This is a genomic window from Campylobacter canis, from assembly GCF_045504005.1.
Taxonomy (GTDB): domain Bacteria; phylum Campylobacterota; class Campylobacteria; order Campylobacterales; family Campylobacteraceae; genus Campylobacter_A; species Campylobacter_A canis.
This window is the reverse complement of sequence record NZ_JBJJXH010000004.1, coordinates 35,574-53,499: the sequence shown is the minus strand read 5'-3', so window position 1 is coordinate 53,499 and position 17,926 is coordinate 35,574. Positions and strand designations below refer to the sequence as shown.

The following is a 17,926-nucleotide window of genomic DNA, read 5'->3' as shown; positions in this document are numbered from 1 at the left end:
TTTTATCTTTAATTTGGGTAATTTTTGCTTTAAGAAAGCCTAAATTTGTTATAATCTTACGAAAATTTAGAAGTTGGAAATAGATGAAAAGATTGGCAATGGCGTTTTCAGGACCCTCAAATAGCGGCAAAACTACGCTTATATTAAAGGTGGGGCAAAAATTTATAAAAGACGGACTAAAGGTAGTTATCATTAAGCACGATCCGGGCGACAAGGCTCGCTTTGACGTAGAGGGCAAAGATAGCTATAGATTTAGCGAGATAGGTGCGGATGTGGTTGTGCTAAGCCCCACGCGCACGACATACTTTTCAAAAGAGCAAAAGAGTCTTGATGAAGTAGTGTCTATGGTGGGCGAATTTGACCTACTGTTAGTAGAAGGGCTTAAAACCCTACCGCTTCCTAGGTTAAGCGTGTTTAAAGACGAGATAAACGCTGAATACATCGGATTTTCAAACGCTATTGCAAGCTATAAAAAAGAGTGTGAATTTGATATTTTAAATATGAATTTAGACGATATAGACACTATTTGTGAGTGGATTTTACAAAACGCAAAGGCTTTATGATGGAAAGAATTTTTGAAACGATTAAACAAATCGCCGTTAAGATTGCAGAAGAGATAAAATTTGCCGATCTTGGCTACACCGATCATGCAAACGCTACTGGAGACACCCAGCTTAAACTTGATGTGCTAAGTGACGAGATAATCACGCGCGAATTTGCAAATTTAGAGTGCGTAAAAGCGCTGGTTAGCGAGGAAAAGGACGAAATTTTAGCGCTTAACGAAAATGCAAAATTCATCGTAGCATACGATCCGCTTGACGGCTCAAGCTTGGTTGATGTAAATTTTGCTATAGGCTCGATATTTGGCATATATGAAAACGAACTAAAGCCTGAAAATTTAGTAGCTTCGGCATATAGCGTCTATGGACCACGCCTTGAGCTGGTTATCTGCACGGATAAGCCAAAGCTTTATAGACTTAACAAAGAGGGCAAATTTCAATTTATCAAAGATTTGCAGCTAAAAGAAAAAGGCAAGCTAAACGCCACGGGTGCCACTCAAAAAGGCTGGAGCGATACGCACGCTAAATTTATAAGAGAGCTTTTTGAGCAAGGATACCGCTTAAGATATTCAGGCGCAATGGTAAGCGACTTGCATCAAATTTTATTAAAAGGCGGCGGACTTTTTAGTTACCCGTCTACCACCGATGCGCCAAACGGCAAACTTAGAGTGCTTTTTGAAGTGCTGCCTTTTGCCTTTATCTATGAGCGCGCAGACGGAGCTACGAGTGACGGCTACTCTGCGAGTCTTTTTGATATAAAGATAGAAAAAATTCACCAAACTACTCCATGCTTCTTTGGCTCCAAAGAGGAGATAAAGACTCTGCATGAATTTTACGGAAGCAAAAATGGCTAAAGAGCTTAAGCAAAAAGACAAATTCGAGCTTGAGCTTGATAACCAAATAGACATATTAAAGTCATGCCAATCTCAAAAAAACCTAACAAGCTGTTTTGCCTGCGAAAATTTATTTGAATGCGAAATTCGTAAAAATTATGTTGATGCCGTCTATAATTCGATGTCTAAAGGTAGCACCGGCGGATTTGATTTTTAATTAAGGAAGATTATGAAAGCTTATATAACAACACCGATTTATTATGTAAATGACGTTCCTCATATCGGACACGCCTACACTACGATCATCGCCGATACGATGGCTAGATTTGCAAGACTTAAAGGCGAAGAGACGTTTTTTTTAACAGGAACCGATGAGCACGGACAAAAGATAGAACAAGCTGCGCAAAAAAAAGGCAAAAGCCCAAAAGCATACGCAGACGAGATAAGCGCAAAATTTAAAGAGCTTTGGGATGAATTTGAGATAAGTTATGATCACTTTATCCGCACAACAGATGAGAGCCACAAACTAACCGTTCAAAACGCTTTTAACAAAATGCTTGAAAAAGGCGACATCTATAAAGGCGAATACGAGGGCTTTTACTGCGTTAGCTGCGAGACGTTTTTTACTCAAACTCAACTTTTAGATAACGAGTGCTGTCCTGACTGTGGGCGATCTACAAACTTAGTCAAAGAGGAAAGCTACTTTTTTAAACTATCAAAATACGAAGACGCACTGCTTAAATGGTACGAGCAAAACGAGCAGTGCATACTTCCAAAAGGTAAAAAAAACGAAGTCGTAAGCTTCGTTAAAAGCGGGCTTAAAGACCTATCCATAACTCGCACTAGCTTTGACTGGGGCGTAAAACTGCCTGCAAATTTAAATGAGCCAAAGCACGTGATGTATGTCTGGCTTGATGCTCTGATGAACTATCTCTCCGCACTTGGCTACACTAGAGACGGCGAGAAAATGGGCTTTTGGGAAAATGCGGTGCACTTAGTCGGCAAGGATATCTTGCGCTTTCATGCGATTTACTGGCCGGCGTTTTTGATGAGTCTTGATTTGCCGCTTCCTAAGCATATCGCGGCACACGGCTGGTGGACTAGAAACGGCGAAAAGATGAGCAAGAGCAAGGGCAACGTAGTCGTGCCAAAAGAGGTTGCAGACGCTTATGGACTTGAAAATTTCAGATACTTTATGCTGCGTGAAGTTCCGTTTGGCCAAGACGGGGATTTCTCGCAAAAAGCACTTATCGAGCGCATAAACTCGGAGCTCAGCAACGATCTTGGAAACTTGCTAAACCGCATAATCGGAATGAGTGGCAAATACTCAAACTACGAAATTTCAAGCAAAGATGTAAAAAAATACTATAAAGAAATCTTGGACGAATCAACCGCTCATCTAAAAGCAGCTTGTGAGAATTTAGAAATTTTTGCCACAAATCGCTACTTAGAGGAGCTTTGGCGAGTGCTAAATATCGCAAACGCAAGCATTGCAAAATTTGAGCCTTGGAATTTGATAAAAGAGGGCAAAAACGATGAAGCAAACGCTCTTGTAAGCCTTTGTGCAAATTTGCTTGCACGTGTAGCGATCTTGCTAAGTCCTGCAATGCCAAAGACTTGCGAGAAGATAGCCAGAGCGATGAAATTTGAAATTTCGACCCAAAATTATCAAAAGATAATACTTGGAAACGAAGTTTTAGACTTTGTTTGTGAGACTACCGCGCCGCTCTTTCCAAAGATAGAAAAAGAGCTTATGAGCACTCCTGCGCCAAGCGTAGCCGAACCTAGCAAAGACGAAACGCCAAAGATAAAGATAAAGATAGATGAGTTTAAAAGGTGTGTTATCAAAGTTGGAACTATCTTAGAAGCTTCAAATATCGAAGGCAGCGATAAACTGCTTAAATTCAAAATAGATCTTGGCGAGAGCGAGCCAAGACAGATCGTATCGGGAATTGCTAAATTTTATGATCCAAAAGAGCTTGTCGGTAAGCAAGTTTGCGTGCTGGCAAATTTAAAAGAGGCTAAGATATTTGGCAATATCTCTCAAGGCATGATACTTACGGCAGAAGACGGCTCGCTAGCGCTGTTAAGTCCTATCTCAAGCGTTAAAAACGGAGCGATCGTCGGCTAAATGATGAATATAGAAAACTTAAAACGTCTAATCAACGGCGACAGCATGAACACGCCAAGCGTAACAAGCGTTGTTGATTTTTCGTTTGAGGCTAAGAGTATTCGCCAAGGATACGCATATATAGGCATAGACGCTACGCAAGAAGACATCAATGAAGCTACGGCAAACGGGGCATACGCGGTCTTAGTCGATAAAGAGTGCGAGATTACCGACAAGGAAGTAGCATTTATCAGAGTTGATAATCTAAATACGGCCATCATGCGCTTAGTTCGCTTTGAGAGTAGCTCAAAAAGACTTAAATTCTGCTCCATAAATGCCGTTCAAAAGGCTATCTTAAAGCGTATGAGTCTAGCAAAAAACGCATCTATCCTTCCGACTGACATAAAAGAGCTCTTTATCAAAATTTTTCACGCCAAAGAGGCCGATACGTTCTTTTGCGACGATCTTAAAATTCTCTCCAAGGTTGCGCCTTTTTACGATACCGCATGGACAGATATGAGTGCTGAAGCCATAAATGAAGGCTCAATTTTCTTTACGACTCTTATTTGTAGCGGCATCTATTATCAAAATTTAGCCATATCCAAAGTCTTTAAAGGATTTTTAGCAGGACTCATAGGATATCTAAACAAAAACGAGATCGAATTTAGACTCGGTGATCTGCGAGGGATCGAGCACTTTGAGCCGATATTTATAGATAGAAATTTTAAAATCACTCCATTTGGAGCAAGCTTTAGGGCTTTTATAGTAGAAAACGACGAATCTCTTTTTGAGATGGAAGCAAATTTTTTAAGGCGAAATTTTAGCGAGATGATAGAAATTTGCGTTCCTGTAAATTTCAGATCAAATTTAGAAGCAACCTTTGTTTTTAATGATTTAAGTGAGCTAAAAGAGCTTACAAATTTCCGCTACGCGCTTGTTAAATGCCAAAAATCAGAACTGGAAGCGATGCTAAACAAGCAAGACAAAGAGGCGAATTTATTTGGATTTTAAGCGGCAATCCTGCCAAAACTAAATACAAAAAACTGCTTTTAATGGCCTAGTCTAATTAATTTTACTTGTGTATTATAAATTCTCTTATCGACACTATTGATAAATTTACTTACCGACAAGTTCTTGGCAAAGTTCTGGGTTAAAAGCAAATTTGTTTAGTTTGTTTTCTTGTATCTTATCTCATCTCTTACGCCCGCTTGCTTAAATCCTCTAAGCCTAAGCAAGCAGCTATCACACTGCCCGCAAGCTTCCTTCTCGCTCTCGTAACAGCTCCAAGTAAGCTCTAAAGGCACTTTAAATTCCAAAGCCTTTTGCACGATATCAGCCTTTGTAAGATTTACAAGCGGGGTTTTTATCTCTATCCTTGTTTTTATAGCCGTGCCTTCGTTTATAACCGCCGTCATCTTATCTATAAACTCGCTCGTGCAGTCAGGATAGCCGCTTCCGTCAGCCTCTATCACTCCGATATATATCGCTTCGGCACCTTCTTTTTCGGCAAGTGAGGCGGCGATTGATAAAAATATTCCGTTGCGATATGGCACGTAAGTTATAGGGATATCTTCTGCTAGGCTATTTTTAGGAACGTCTATAGAGGTATCGGTTAGTGCGCTACCTCCGATATGAGAGATGAAGCTAACATCAAGCACCAAGGATTTGCTTACGCCAAGATCGGCGCAAATTTGATAAAAAGCCTCGCGCTCTTTTTTCATGGTGCGCTGATTGTAATCAAAATGAAGCGCTATTATCTCATATCCGGCATGCTTTGCCATATAGGCACAAAGAGTGCTATCCATGCCTCCGCTTATGATACAAACCGCCTTTTTCATCTATCGCCTTTGGTCTAAATTTGATGTTTTTGCTTTAAATTTGAGTTTATAAATGCAAAATTTAGCTAAAATTATACTCAAATTTATCAAAGGAAGCCTTATAAATGATACTTTGCGAAGATGATTATCCTGAAATTTTAGATGAAATTTGCGAATTTTTAACAAGCGGCGACGTGGAGTTAAGCTTCGTTGATAATGAGCAGATGAGAGAGATAAATCTAAGCCAAAGGGGTATCGATAAGACAACCGATGTGCTTAGCTTTCCGCTTGTTTATCAGCTTCATTTGCCTCTTGGATGCGTTGTTATAAACACAAACTTGGCAGAGCAAAAAGCTGCCGAGCTAGGACACGAAAGAGATTCCGAAATAGCCCTGCTCTTTACGCACGGCTTGCTTCACCTGCTTGGCTTTGATCATGAGATAGATAGCGGAGAGATGAGAGCTAAGGAGTGCGAAGTGATAGAGAAATTTAGCCTTCCAAAAAGCCTGATAGTGCGCACTATGGATGAAGATTAAGAGGCTTTCTTTTTCTCTTTTTTCTTCTCCTCTTCGAGTTTCTTTTTCTCTTCTTTTTCAAGAGTGCTTTCGATAACGTATTTTTGATCTATGTAGCCAAGCTCTATAAGCTTGTTAAAAATTTTAGCCGTAAGCGGTCCTGCGGCAAGTCCGCCGTGTCCGCCATGCTCTATGATGACGGTTACGACATATCTTGGATTTTCATAAGGACCGTAAGTAGTCATCCACGCATGAGAGCGTTGAAGATACTTCATATCTTCTTCTTTCATACGTTTTTTTTCGGTTTGAGAGATCGCTACGACCTGTGCGGTTCCCGTTTTTGCCGCAAGCTTTAGCTTTGCCTCCTTAAAGTGCTTAAACGCCGTGCCTTTTTGGTGATTTGCGACCTCATACATCGCTTTTCTTATATACGGAAGCTGTTTTTTCTCAAAAGACGTAAATATATCATCGCTTTGCTCAAATTTAGCTACCTCTTCACCCACGCTATGCAAAAAATGCGGTGTGATATTTTTGCCGGTTGCAAGCATGGCAGTATGTCTTGCTATCTGCATAGGGGTTACTAAGAAATTTCCCTGTCCAATGGAGCTATTTAAAGTCTCGCCGTGATACCAAGGCTGACCGTATTTTTGCATCTTCCATTCACGACTCGGCACGATTCCTATAAATTCATTAGGTAGATCAACTCCCGTTTTTTGACCAAAGCCAAGGCGCTCGAGCACCGGTGCGATAGCGTCTATACCGATTTTAAGGCTGCCTTTGTAAAAATAATCATCACAACTTTCTCTAATCGCCGAGTTCATATCTACAAAACCGTGTCCATACTGGTTCCAGCACCTAAAATTTCGTCCGCCGACCTCAAGAGTGCCACTACAATAATACCCCGAGCTTTTATCCATCTTGCCAGAGTTTAAAAAGGCAAGCGCGACGCCCATTTTGATAACGGACCCTGGAGGATAATGCCCGTTTACCAGCTTATTTAAAAAGGGATGATCTATGCCATTTATCAGCTCGTCCCATTTTGCTTTTGAAATTCCCGTCACAAAAGGGTTTAAGTCATACTCCGGAAAGCTTCCGGCCGCTAAAATCGAGCCGTCTTGCACATCCATCACGATAACCGCGCCTGCGTCTTTGTCAAAAATTTCTTCCACATATCTTTGCATCTCAAGATCGATGCTTAGAGTGATATCTCTGCTTTTTGGATAGGTCATAGATATCTCTTCTACCTGCTCGTTTAGGGCATTTACCTTTATCTTCCTAACCCCCTCCTCGCCTTGCAAGATAGAGTTGTAAAACCTCTCTATACCGCTTTTACCCGTGTGATTGGTAAGCTTGGCGATAGGGTCGTTTAAAACGTCATCTTTGTTTGCTCTTCCTACGTAACCGATGATATGAGAAGCAAGGTGCGAATATGGATAATGCCTTTTAGAAGCGGGCTTGACGCTTAAAACTTCACGAAGCGAAAGCGAAGAGATGTGAGGTATCATCGTGTCATAATCGATAAAATTTATGATCTCGATGAAGTCTTGATTATAAGGTGAATCAGCTTTAATGTAATCGCGTTTTAGCTTGGTAACGTTTATATCTTCAAAAATTTGAGCCAAATTTAAAAGCTCTTCGTCTAAAATTTTACTCTTGCTTAAATGCGGCTTGATAGATACCGAAAACCCGAGACGATTTACCGCCACAGGATTTCCTTTAACGTCTAAAATTTGACCTCTTACAGGGGGAATGAATTGAGATTTTACTACGTTTTGCTCGGCAATCTCTTCGTAAATTTCGTTTGACTTGATACTAATGTGATAAATTCTAACAAGTAGCAAGATCCAAACGCTAAATATGACGGCAAAAACTATGCGCATTCTCATGCAAATCGCTCGCGAAATAAGATAGTCGCCAAAAGAGCTTCAAAGGCTATGTAAACAAAATACCTGTGGTCAAAATTTAGCATAGGTAAATTTGCGACGTATCGCAATAGTAAAGTGATCAAACAAGTCATAAAGTATCCGCTTGCGACAAAAACTATAAGCAAAATTTCACGCGATTTAAATGTTACAAGCAGCCAATCAGAAACCAGATAATAAAACAGCAAAAACCCTATCATCGTAGAAAAAAGCGCATATCCATGCACCTGCTCGGCAAAAATCAGATAAAAGATAGCAAAATACCATCTTTTGTCATACTTTTTGACTTTTTTATTTTTTTCGATATTTAAGATAATCATATAGGTAAAAAATATGCCTATAAGTGGCGGCAAGTAGGTAGCTACGCTTGTGGCGGCTTGATATACAAGCAAAAACGCCGTCCAAAGAGCGAATTTTAGAATTTGTAAATCAGAGCTATTTCGTCGCATACCGGAAAATGCTTGCATTTAATACAATCGGCCCAAATTTTTTGCGCAGGCAAATCAGACTTTGGAATTTCAACAAAACCAAGCTTTTCAAAGAAGCTTTTTCGGTAAGTTAGAGTAAAAACGGTCTTGATTTCATACTCTTTAGCCTCCCTAAGTATCTTTTGCACGAGCTTGCTTCCAACTCCGCCGCCTCTTAAATTTTTAGACACTACAAGGCTTCTAACCTCAGCCAAGTTTACAGTATGTATATGAAGTGCACAAAACCCGACAATCTCTTCTTCCTTGCCGTCTTCATGCAAACAAGCAAGCATATAAGACCTGATATTGGTTGAAATTTCATCGTCACTTCTTGGCAGGATAAGTCCGCTTGCAACCTCTTCACGGACAAGCTCTTGCATAGCTTTTATATCCTTTAGTTTAGGCTTTCTGAAGTTTATTGCGCCGTTCATCTATACACCCAATGCGTTTTTTACTATTAGCTCATTGGCTTTATCAATGCCTATTTTTTTAAGAACGGATACAAAGTGAGCGTTTGGATAGGCCTTTAAAGCTGCGCTTTTTTCGCTTTGATTTAGCTTATCCGCCTTTGTTAGGATGTTTAAAATTCTCTGATCGGCTCTTAAAAAGCTTTGCAGGTAGTCACTTACATTTTTATCTATCTCAAGATCAAAATGCCTACTATCTATAAGATGAACGAACAACTTGATATTAGATCTTTGTTTTAAATATTCGTCCAAATTCCTCCTCCATTCGTTATGCATACTTTTTGCCACTTTTGCATAACCAAAACCGGGCAGATCGACAAATACAAGATTGATTCTTTGCTCATCGTATTCGTAGCCTACTTCAAAAAAATTTATAAGCTGAGTTTTACCGGGAGTAGAAGAGCTTTTGGCTAAATTTTTGTGATTTACAAGAGCGTTTATAAGGCTACTTTTGCCCACATTCGATCGCCCCAAAAAAGCAACCTCGCTACCGCTAACAGGCGGAGCTAGGGAAATATTTGGCGCCGAGATTAAAAATTTGGCATTAAGCGCTCTAATCACTTGTTCTTACTCTTTTCTTCAACCTGAAAGATAAATTTAACCGGCTTTTTGTTGCCGCTATTTACATTATACGTTCCGCTATTTTGATTTACGGTTATCTTTTCGCCGTAGACTTTTTTATCGGTTTCTTCTTCGTGCAAAAAGCCGTTTCCGTTTATGGTGTATAAATTCGGCGCAGGCTCGTAAATCAGCTCGTTTCCGCTTCCGTTGTAATTTTTATTTTGTATGATGACTTTAAATTTTGGACTACCGACTGCAAAATACTTCAACGGATTCTTTTTCTCATCAAAATATACTATAACTTTATCTGCAGTTAAAATATCCTTATTCTTTTTTACTATTACATTTCCTTTAAATTCACTAATGAGCTTATTTTCGTCCGCAAAAAAACTATCAGCAGTTATCTCGACCTGTTCAGCCATCAAAGGTATTAAATATAAAGCTACAAGCAAAAATATTATCTTTTTTCCTCTATCCATGCTTTTATTCCTTTTGCATATATTTTTTTAGAATTTACATCATAAGTTACATTATTGCCTGTTATTTTATCACTATTTTGAGTAATAACAAAAGGAACTGTTGAACTTAAAATCTTCTTATTTATATCATACTTAGCCTCTTCGGACTTGAAATTTACCCTATCGCTATTAATGTAATTTACATTATTTTTAAACAAAAAAACATTACTCTTATGCATAGCATTTATAGAGCTTAAATTATGTTCCAAATCATCTTTTAAAATTTGAGCTTTAAACATTACAAACTCATCTCTATCTGAATATCTATTCCAACTTTGAGCCTCATATCTACCAGATATCAAAGTAGAATTTATCTCATAATCAACAACATTTCCCATTCTCATATTAGCGATATTTTTGTCGGGCTTTAAAAAATCGCTATGATACGGATCTTGGATAGTCAGATAAACCATCGCTACGCTAAAAATAGATATAACGAAGTAAAAAATCTTTATAACCAACGTTTAGACCACTCTTCATAAAGATTTTCATGCTTTATCAAAATTTCAATCATCTGCCTAATCGCCCCATTGCCGCCCTTAAAATCAAGCTTGGTTTTTACATCAAGTTCTTTTATGGCATTTTTTGGCTTGAAGCTCCACTTTACAGCCTTTAAAAGCTTATAGTCATTATAGTCATCGCCTATAGCGGCTGCATTTTCAAAGCTTAGTCCTTCGAATTTTAAAATTTCTTCAGCTACGGCAAATTTATCGCTTACGCCTTGATATACGTGATCTATCTTTAAATTTTCAGCTCTTCTTTCTACGATTGCGGATTTTCTTCCTGTTATGATGGCTACTTTTTTACCAAGCTTAAGCCAGCTTTCTATGGCGTATCCGTCTTTAACGTCAAAGAATTTAATCTCCTCGCCGTTTGCGCTATAGACTATCTTACCGTCGGTCATACATCCATCAACGTCTAAAAATATTATCTCTATCACAGCACTCCCTTTGTGCTTGGAACTCCGATTCTTTCGTTTTTAGCAAGCGCTCTTCTAAGAGCCACGGCTAGAGCTTTAAAGCTTGCTTCTATAATATGGTGAGAGTTTTTACCGCGAATTTTAGTTATATGAAGCGTGATATTTGCGTTAAATGCAAGAGCTTGGAAAAATTCATTAACAAGCTCGATATCAAAATCACCTACTTTGCCATCGCTAATACTTTCATAAACCAAAAAAGGTCGATTAGATAGATCAAGGGCGCAATTAACCGCTGCTTCATCCATTGCGACAGTAGCCTCTCCAAATCTTTCTATCCCGTTTACAGGATATATCATCTCTTTTAAAAGCGAGCCTATAACTATGCCCGTATCTTCAACCGTATGATGAAAATCTATATGCAAATCACCCTTTGCAATAAGCCTCATATCAAACAAAGCATGCTTGCCAAAAGCTTCAAGCATATGATCAAAAAATCCTATGCCTGTGCTTATCTCGCACTTTCCGCTTCCATAAATTTCCAAATCTAAGCTTATATCAGTCTCTTTGGTCTTTCTTATCTTTTGCACGCTTACTCCCTTGCGATAAATGCGCCTTCTATATGCCCTGCTTCAATGAAGTCTCTAGCCTCGTTTTCGCTTCTAAATCCTGTTAAGAAAACTCTATAAATCGGCTTATTATCAAGCGTATATTTTCTAATTTCGGCGGTATAGTTTTTAGTTGAGTGCTTATTTTTGTAAGTTGTAGCACCGCTTAAATTTCTAAACGCCCCGATTTGAACCATAAATTCTCCGCCTACAAACACATCTTGCGGTTTTTGCGCTACAACTACGCCTCCGGTTGTCTTTTGCTCTTTTGTTGTACCAGAAGCAACTGTGGAGCTATCGCTGATCTTGCCGTTAAATCCTATGACTTCCAAAAATACCGGAGCGGTTCCTGCGGCTATCATATCTATCTTTGAGGCAGCGGTTTTTGAGAGGTCTATAACTCTACCTGCCACAAAGGGTCCGCGGTCGTTTATACGCACCACAATGCTTTTTTTATTTTTTAAATTTACCACTCTAACCATTGTATTCATCGGCAAAGTCTTATGCGCGGCAGTCATATTGTACATATTATAAATTTCACCGTTTGAAGTTTTTTTGCCGTGAAAATCAGGACCATACCAACTTGCAATACCGCTAGCCGTATCTCCTACACTAACAACCGTAGGATAATAAGTCTTGCCGTTTATCTTATAAGGGCGCATAGTGGCTTCATGCACCTTTTTAGAGTTATTTATCTTTTCTTGTGTAGGCCCCTTTGGTCCGCTTGGTCCCAATATCCCGCTTACGACCGAACAGCCTGTAAAAAATATAACTATAAAAACACTAAGAAGCGTAAATTTTATACTATTCTGAGGTTGCAAGCTTTGCTCCGATAGAAGAATTTGAGCTCATCAAGCTATTTGCATCCTTTAAATCCTCAAAAGCGACATCAAATTTCTTTGCAACTTCACTTAAAGTGTCTCCACTTTTTACTATATATTCGGCTAGGTAATTAACATCTTGGTCGCTAGGAATGACTAATTTTTGATTTGGCTTTATCTCGTTTGAAGCAAGAGCGTTATACTCTTTGATGATCTTGTGACTTACGCCTGTTTTTTCAGCGATTGCAAGGAGCGTTTCGTTTTTGCCCACGGTGTAAATTTCAAATTTACGATTTTTAGCAACCTCGAAATTATTATCAAACATCTCTTTTTTATTTTTTGGTATATACATATAATACGGCTTATCAACAGGCGGAGTATAGACGAATTTAAGATGAGAGTTATACTCTTTCATTCTTTTTAGACTAAGTCCGATACTGTCGCCTACCTCCATCAAAGTAGTTCCTCCGGGTACTTTTATCTTCTCAATCTCCATGCCTTTTGCATTTGTTATAAGCTCGGCATCTTTTGAGCTAAGGAAGTTTTTATCGTTTGCGATATGAGCAACGGTTAAAATTTTCTTAACAAAATTTCTAGTTTCTTTTGGGATATAGCCTTTATTTGCATCAAGCAAGGTAGCCAGATCATCCGTTCCTGCCTTTTTAATAGCCGATCTTAGTTTGGTATTGCCGCAGTTATACGCCATCATAGCAAGATACCATTTCCCAAATTCGTCTTTTAAGCTCTGAAGGTATTTGGTTGCCGCGATAGTTGCCGCGATAGGATCTTTTCTCTCATCCGTATAGTTATCCACTCTAAGACCGTAAAGCCTTGCAGTAGGAGCCATAAACTGCCAAATTCCGATTGCACTCTTGCTTGATACGACATTATTGGAAAATCCTGATTCTATCATTGCAAGATATAAAAAAGATTCCGGAATACCCGAGTCTTTGATGATTTTTTGAAGAGTAGGTATGTGCCTATGTCCGTTTTTTAAAGTTTTTACGAATTCCTTCTTCTTGCTCTCTTTTATGCTATTTTTTATAGAGCTATAGTGTGGATTTTTCATAAATTTAGCATCTATATCAAACTCTTTTAATATCTTCTTTTGTATTTCTACATGATCTTTGTTTGCCGTTGATGCAGACAAAACTCCAAAACAGGTCATACACAAAAGAATTATCTTAAAATATCTCATTTTTCTCCTTGGTTTATGCTGTTTTAAAATGCCCAAAAAGCATCTTTGCATTCGATGTTGTTAAATTTATCAACCTCTCTTTATCTAAATTTAAAATTTCAGCCATTTTCTCAACAACCAGCTGAGTATATATCGGCTCGTTTCTTCTGCCTCTATACGGCTCCGGAGAAAGATACGGACCGTCTGTTTCAATTAGTAACTTATCTTGTGGAATTTTAGGCAAAATTTCCACTAAATTTTTAGCGTTTTTAAACGTCAAAACCCCGCCTATGCCAAAATAGAAATTCCCGAATTTATTAAGTTCCAAAAGCAAAGGAGATGCGTTATAACAGTGCATTACGGCACCCACAAGCCTACTTGCATACTCTTTTAGTATATTAAAAGTATCCTCATTGGCATCTCTAATATGTAAAATAACAGGCATTTTTAGCTCGCTAGCCAAATCAAGCTGAGAGATAAAAACTCTCTTTTGAAGCTCTTTTTCAGCTATTTTTTCACTATCGTCTTTTGGCAATCTAAAATAATCAAGCCCGCATTCCCCGATAGCTATACACTTCTCATGACTGGCAAATTTACGAAGCGTATCGATATCTAAATCCTCTTTGTGATATGGATGAACGCCTGCGGCAAAAAATACATTATCAAATTTCTGAGATATCTTAGCAGCTTTTGGTAAATCATTAATATCAGCCCCCGGGATTAAAACCCCTCCCACGCCTGCGTTGTAGGCATTTTGCATGACCGTATCAAGATCGTCATCATATCTATTATCGTCAAGATGGCAGTGAGTATCTATGATCACAGATTGATCTCCACGCGGTTTCTTCCGTTTTTCTTAGCGGCATAAAGAGCCTTGTCTGCAAGTTCCAGCATTTCATCTACGTTAGATTCGTTATCTCCAAATGCCAAACCGATAGAAACGGTCATTTGAATATTTGCTTTTTTTAGCATAACTACACTTGATGCTATAGCGGCTCTTAAATTGACAAAAAATTTCACGGCCTCTTCTTGGCGTATATTCTTAAGTGCCACACAAAACTCCTCGCCGCCAAAGCGAGCTACTATATCGCTTCCCTTTGTTGAGTCTATAAGTTTTTTAGCTAAAAATTTAAGCGCTCTGTCACCGCCGTCGTGCCCATATGTATCATTTATCTTTTTAAAATGATCAATATCTATCATTGCCAAAGCGTAATTTTCATTTTTTTCTGCGATTTTCTTTAAATATTCATCCATGTCGCTATAAAAATAACGCCTGTTGTAAGCGCCCGTTAAAAAGTCACAATTAGCAAAATTTGCAATTCTTTCTATATTTTCCATGGCTTCTATAGTGTTATTTACTCTAGATATCAGCTCCTCTTTTTCAAAAGGCTTTGCTATGAAGTCATTAGCACCGCTTTTAAGAAATACGGCTGCATTTATCTCGTCTTTAGGAGAGGTCATTACAATAACTCCCAAAGAGTTTTTATCCTTGTCTTTTCTTACTGCTTTTAAAACTTCAAGACCGTCTTTAACAGGCATTCTATAATCTGTAACAATAAGCTTTATATCGGGATTATCTTTAAAATAGCCAAGAGCTTCTTCGCCGTGAGCTGCGGCAAATACTTCAAACTGCAAGCTTTTTAAAATTTTTTTCGAGCTATTTCTAAACGTCAAAGAATCCTCAATGACCATTACTTTATATTGCCTATTTTGTCTAAGACGATTAATCATATGAAATATATAATTTATATCCTCCATATTGCCTTTATAAACATAATCCACAATATCTTTATGTATGAAAGTCTCTCTTGTTTTATTATCCATACTTCCTGTTAAAACTATGCTCGGCAAGCCTTTTGAAATCACATAATCAACAACCTCGCCGTTTGGAGCATCAGGCAAATTTAGATCAAGCAACGCTATAAAATAATCATTTGGATTTTTTAAAAATTCCTGCGCCTCTTTTAAACTATAAGCTATATCAACCTGCATATCGACGTTGTCTTCCATCTTTTTAGCTATTAGTTTTGCAAGTGATTTGTTATCCTCTACTATTAAAATTCTATTTTTTTCCATATTTTTTATATTACCTATTAAATTTTATATTTAAACTATATTAACTTTTTTCAAAAGCGTTAGATATTATCATCTTTTTTCTTTTTTAAAAATAAAATTTAGGACATAACTACCCGTCTAAAAGCTGCTTGGCAAATTCCATCGCCTCTTTGCTTACGGTCTCTCCGCTTATCATTCTTGCAAGCTCAGATATTCGTTCGCTGTTTTCAAGCTCTCTTACGATGGATTTTTCTTCAAGTTTTTCAACTAAAAAGTGAGAATTTGCCTTTGAGCTAAGTTGAGGCTGGTGCGAGATAGCAAAAATCTGATAGAATTTAGCTAAATTTAAAAGCACATTTGCGATACTCATCGCCTCTTTTCCGCTTAAATTCGCATCTATTTCATCAAGGATTATTACCCCTTCTCCGCTTCCTGAAATTTGCGTTTCACTTGCTATAAAGGCAAGTCGCAAACGATTCAGTTCGCCCGAGCTTAAATTTTTTAAATTGGTCTCGTTTAAGCTTAAAGCTATCTCGTCAACGCCGAATTTATCAAGCGGTTTTGGGCTTATCTTTAGAGTTATCTTACTCATATAAAGCTCTTTAAGATAAGAATTTATAAGGCTTTCAAGCTCTTTTAGATTTTCACTCCTTGCCTTTGTAAGCTTGCTTGACATATCGTTAATCTCGCTTTTTAAAGCATTAAATTTAGCTTCAAGCAAGTTCTTTTCAAAGCTTATATTTTCATATTTACCAAGCTCGGCTTTTCGTTTTTTTAAAGTTTCAAGCGCTTCTTCGATGCTTGCGTATCTGCGAATTAGCGAATTTAGTGCTTCGATCCTATCCAAAACGCCTTCTATATCGATATCTTCAAGCTCATCCATATTTAGGTTGTCGCGCGCTATTCTAAGCTCGTTCATGCACTCTTCAAAAAAGCTCGCATCTATATCGCTGATATTTAGCGCATCTATGACGGCTCTTTCAGCGTGAAATACGGCTTCGGCCCTACTCCAAGCTTCATTTATCTTATCTTTTTTACTAAGGCGTTTTTTTATCTCCATAAGCTCTTCAAATTCGCCTACTTTTGGGCTAACAGACTCTATTTTTGATATCTCAAAGCTTGCAAATTCCTTAAGCTCCTCAATCCTTCTTTCATCTTCCATTATATTTTGCAACTCTTTTGAAATTTGATCAAATTCCTTAAATTTTGCCTCAAATTCCTGCTTAAATTTTAAAAATTCTCCGTTTTTTTTACTTTCGGCGATATCAAGCAAATTTAAAAATCTCTCGTTTTCAAACTCGTTTATCTCTTTGGCGGACAGATATTTTATATGCTCTTTTGCGATTGAGGCGAGATTTTTCTTTGAAATAGCCTGAGAGTTGATAAAATACCTTGTCGCCTTATCTCTAAACAGCTTAAAAGTATTTATCTGCTCGCTCTCAATCGCATACTCCTCGGCACTGAATTTATACTCCACATCCGCTTCAATCAGCTTTGCGTCGCTATCCTTGAGTCCAAAAACCGCCATTATCGCACTCATCAAAACCGACTTGCCCGCACCGCTTACGCCGGTAAATACGCTAAGTCCCTCCTTAAATTTCAGCTCAACGCTATCAAAATTTAGATATTCCTTTATCAAAAGCCTCTCAATCATTATAACCCCAGTGAAGTTTTTCTTTTAAAATTTGAAAGTAATCCCTGCCGATATGGCGGATAAATTTTGCCGATTTTTCACTCAAAGCAACGCTAATGCTATCTAAATTTGACATGTTAAACCTATCTTGCCCATCAATAACCAAAACAGCATCGCTTTGGGTTTTAAATTTCATCTCAAACCCTCTTGGAAGCACAACCGGACGCTGAGTAAGCGAATGAGAGCATATTGGAGTAACGGCAAAAACATCGCTTAACGGATAGATGATAGGTCCGTTTGCGCTCATGTTGTAAGCAGTCGAGCCGATCGGCGTTGATATAAGAACGCCGTCGCCAAAATACGAGTTAAAATCTTTTCCGTTTAAAAGCGCATTGATATGAGCCATAGAGCCTGGCTTCAAGCTTAGTATCGCAGCTTCGTTAAAGGCTATCTTTTTTACCGTATCGCCGCTTTTTTTATGCATAAATACATCAAGCATAAACGGGGTTTCGATATCAAATTTTCCCTCAAAAAAGTCTTTAAAAAACCCTTCGCATTCATCCATCGTGATATCGGTTAAAAATCCAAGTCTTCCTGCGTGAATTCCAAGCACAAACGGCGAAATTTCTGCACTCTGTCTGCAAACGGATATGATCGTGCCGTCTCCGCCTAAAGAGATTAGAAAATCACAATTTTTAGCCAAATTTATTAGCTCAAAACCCTGCTTATCAACCTCTTTAGCGCAACTTTTTTCAAGCAAAATTTCTACACCGTATTTGGCTAAAATTTTCTCAATCCTCTTTAAATTTTTAGCCAAATCGGTATTTATCTTAGCTATAACTCCGACTTTTTTTACATCGGCAATATTTAAATTTCTCTCTTTTTTCATAGTTTTGATTGTAGCATATTTTGGTTTAAAAGCTCGGTAAAAGCAAAATTTGAGTAT

At 38.2% G+C, this 17,926-nt stretch carries 21 protein-coding genes; 6 read left to right on the top strand and 15 right to left on the bottom strand.

All coding sequences use genetic code 11. From position 1 onward, the window contains the following. The first annotated feature begins 83 nt into the window (after positions 1-83). From mobB to ACHJH3_RS05055, 5 genes are read left to right on the top strand one after another with little or no spacing between them, the layout of a single operon-like run. Positions 84-563: a molybdopterin-guanine dinucleotide biosynthesis protein B gene (gene mobB / locus ACHJH3_RS05075; RefSeq protein WP_173031312.1), complete on the top strand. Its 480-nt coding sequence runs from the start codon at positions 84-86 to the stop codon at positions 561-563. Next, complete coding sequence (locus ACHJH3_RS05070; protein WP_407063855.1) at positions 563-1,414, top strand: class 1 fructose-bisphosphatase; 852 nt, start codon at positions 563-565, stop codon at positions 1,412-1,414. Before mobB ends, ACHJH3_RS05070 begins: the two co-directional genes overlap by 1 nt. Then, positions 1,407-1,610, top strand: a complete 204-nt coding sequence (locus ACHJH3_RS05065; protein WP_407063854.1) for a hypothetical protein — start codon at positions 1,407-1,409, stop codon at positions 1,608-1,610. The genes ACHJH3_RS05070 and ACHJH3_RS05065 overlap by 8 nt, the downstream gene beginning before the upstream one ends. A 12-nt stretch (positions 1,611-1,622) precedes the next feature. Beyond that, entirely contained in the window at positions 1,623-3,524 is a 1,902-nt protein-coding gene (gene metG / locus ACHJH3_RS05060; RefSeq protein WP_407063853.1) for a methionine--tRNA ligase, read from the top strand. Between the two features lie 3 nt (positions 3,525-3,527). Beyond that, entirely contained in the window at positions 3,528-4,514 is a 987-nt protein-coding gene (locus tag ACHJH3_RS05055) for a ferrochelatase (protein ID WP_407063852.1), read from the top strand. Between the two features lie 155 nt (positions 4,515-4,669). Here ACHJH3_RS05055 and queC read toward each other — a convergent pair whose 3' ends face one another. After that, complete coding sequence (queC, locus tag ACHJH3_RS05050; protein ID WP_407063851.1) at positions 4,670-5,341, bottom strand: 7-cyano-7-deazaguanine synthase QueC; 672 nt, start codon at positions 5,339-5,341, stop codon at positions 4,670-4,672. A gap of 104 nt (positions 5,342-5,445) precedes the next feature. Between queC and ybeY the strand changes: the two genes are divergently transcribed. Continuing rightward, positions 5,446-5,856, top strand: coding sequence for an rRNA maturation RNase YbeY (gene ybeY, locus ACHJH3_RS05045; RefSeq protein WP_407063850.1), 411 nt, complete (start codon positions 5,446-5,448; stop codon positions 5,854-5,856). Here the strand turns inward: ybeY and mrdA are convergent. The 14 genes from mrdA to ACHJH3_RS04975 form a co-directional block, all read right to left on the bottom strand. Further along, positions 5,853-7,721, bottom strand: a complete 1,869-nt coding sequence (mrdA, locus tag ACHJH3_RS05040) for a penicillin-binding protein 2 (protein ID WP_407063849.1) — start codon at positions 7,719-7,721, stop codon at positions 5,853-5,855. The two genes, ybeY and mrdA, sit on opposite strands and share 4 nt — an antisense overlap. Further along, entirely contained in the window at positions 7,718-8,206 is a 489-nt protein-coding gene (locus ACHJH3_RS05035; RefSeq protein ID WP_407063848.1) for a hypothetical protein, read from the bottom strand. Before ACHJH3_RS05035 ends, mrdA begins: the two co-directional genes overlap by 4 nt. Continuing rightward, entirely contained in the window at positions 8,173-8,655 is a 483-nt protein-coding gene (locus ACHJH3_RS05030; protein WP_407063847.1) for an N-acetyltransferase, read from the bottom strand. The genes ACHJH3_RS05035 and ACHJH3_RS05030 overlap by 34 nt, the downstream gene beginning before the upstream one ends. Next, positions 8,656-9,252, bottom strand: a complete 597-nt coding sequence (gene yihA / locus ACHJH3_RS05025) for a ribosome biogenesis GTP-binding protein YihA/YsxC (RefSeq protein WP_407063846.1) — start codon at positions 9,250-9,252, stop codon at positions 8,656-8,658. Continuing rightward, positions 9,249-9,731 carry a lipopolysaccharide transport periplasmic protein LptA gene (gene lptA, locus ACHJH3_RS05020; protein ID WP_407063845.1) on the bottom strand — a complete coding sequence of 161 codons (483 nt, stop codon included), beginning with the start codon at positions 9,729-9,731 and terminating at the stop codon, positions 9,249-9,251. The genes yihA and lptA overlap by 4 nt, the downstream gene beginning before the upstream one ends. After that, a complete protein-coding gene (locus ACHJH3_RS05015; protein ID WP_407063844.1) occupies positions 9,710-10,231 on the bottom strand; it encodes an LPS export ABC transporter periplasmic protein LptC in 522 nt (173 codons plus the stop codon). The genes lptA and ACHJH3_RS05015 overlap by 22 nt, the downstream gene beginning before the upstream one ends. Then, a complete protein-coding gene (locus ACHJH3_RS05010) occupies positions 10,222-10,710 on the bottom strand; it encodes a KdsC family phosphatase (RefSeq protein WP_169942549.1) in 489 nt (162 codons plus the stop codon). Before ACHJH3_RS05010 ends, ACHJH3_RS05015 begins: the two co-directional genes overlap by 10 nt. Beyond that, a complete protein-coding gene (hisB, locus tag ACHJH3_RS05005) occupies positions 10,707-11,276 on the bottom strand; it encodes an imidazoleglycerol-phosphate dehydratase HisB (RefSeq protein WP_407063843.1) in 570 nt (189 codons plus the stop codon). Before hisB ends, ACHJH3_RS05010 begins: the two co-directional genes overlap by 4 nt. 2 nt (positions 11,277-11,278) lie before the next feature. Beyond that, positions 11,279-12,115, bottom strand: coding sequence for a septal ring lytic transglycosylase RlpA family protein (locus tag ACHJH3_RS05000; protein WP_407063842.1), 837 nt, complete (start codon positions 12,113-12,115; stop codon positions 11,279-11,281). Next, positions 12,099-13,313, bottom strand: a complete 1,215-nt coding sequence (locus tag ACHJH3_RS04995; RefSeq protein ID WP_407063841.1) for a lytic transglycosylase domain-containing protein — start codon at positions 13,311-13,313, stop codon at positions 12,099-12,101. Before ACHJH3_RS04995 ends, ACHJH3_RS05000 begins: the two co-directional genes overlap by 17 nt. Positions 13,314-13,326: 13 nt before the next feature. Next, positions 13,327-14,115, bottom strand: a complete 789-nt coding sequence (locus ACHJH3_RS04990; RefSeq protein WP_407063840.1) for a TatD family hydrolase — start codon at positions 14,113-14,115, stop codon at positions 13,327-13,329. Next, positions 14,112-15,368, bottom strand: coding sequence for a diguanylate cyclase (locus ACHJH3_RS04985; protein ID WP_407063839.1), 1,257 nt, complete (start codon positions 15,366-15,368; stop codon positions 14,112-14,114). The genes ACHJH3_RS04990 and ACHJH3_RS04985 overlap by 4 nt, the downstream gene beginning before the upstream one ends. A gap of 109 nt (positions 15,369-15,477) precedes the next feature. Continuing rightward, positions 15,478-17,001: an AAA family ATPase gene (locus tag ACHJH3_RS04980; protein WP_407063838.1), complete on the bottom strand. Its 1,524-nt coding sequence runs from the start codon at positions 16,999-17,001 to the stop codon at positions 15,478-15,480. After that, on the bottom strand, positions 16,994-17,869 hold the full coding sequence (locus ACHJH3_RS04975) for an NAD(+) kinase (RefSeq protein ID WP_407063837.1): 876 nt from the start codon (positions 17,867-17,869) through the stop codon (positions 16,994-16,996). The genes ACHJH3_RS04980 and ACHJH3_RS04975 overlap by 8 nt, the downstream gene beginning before the upstream one ends. Between the last annotated feature and the right edge of the window lie 57 nt (positions 17,870-17,926).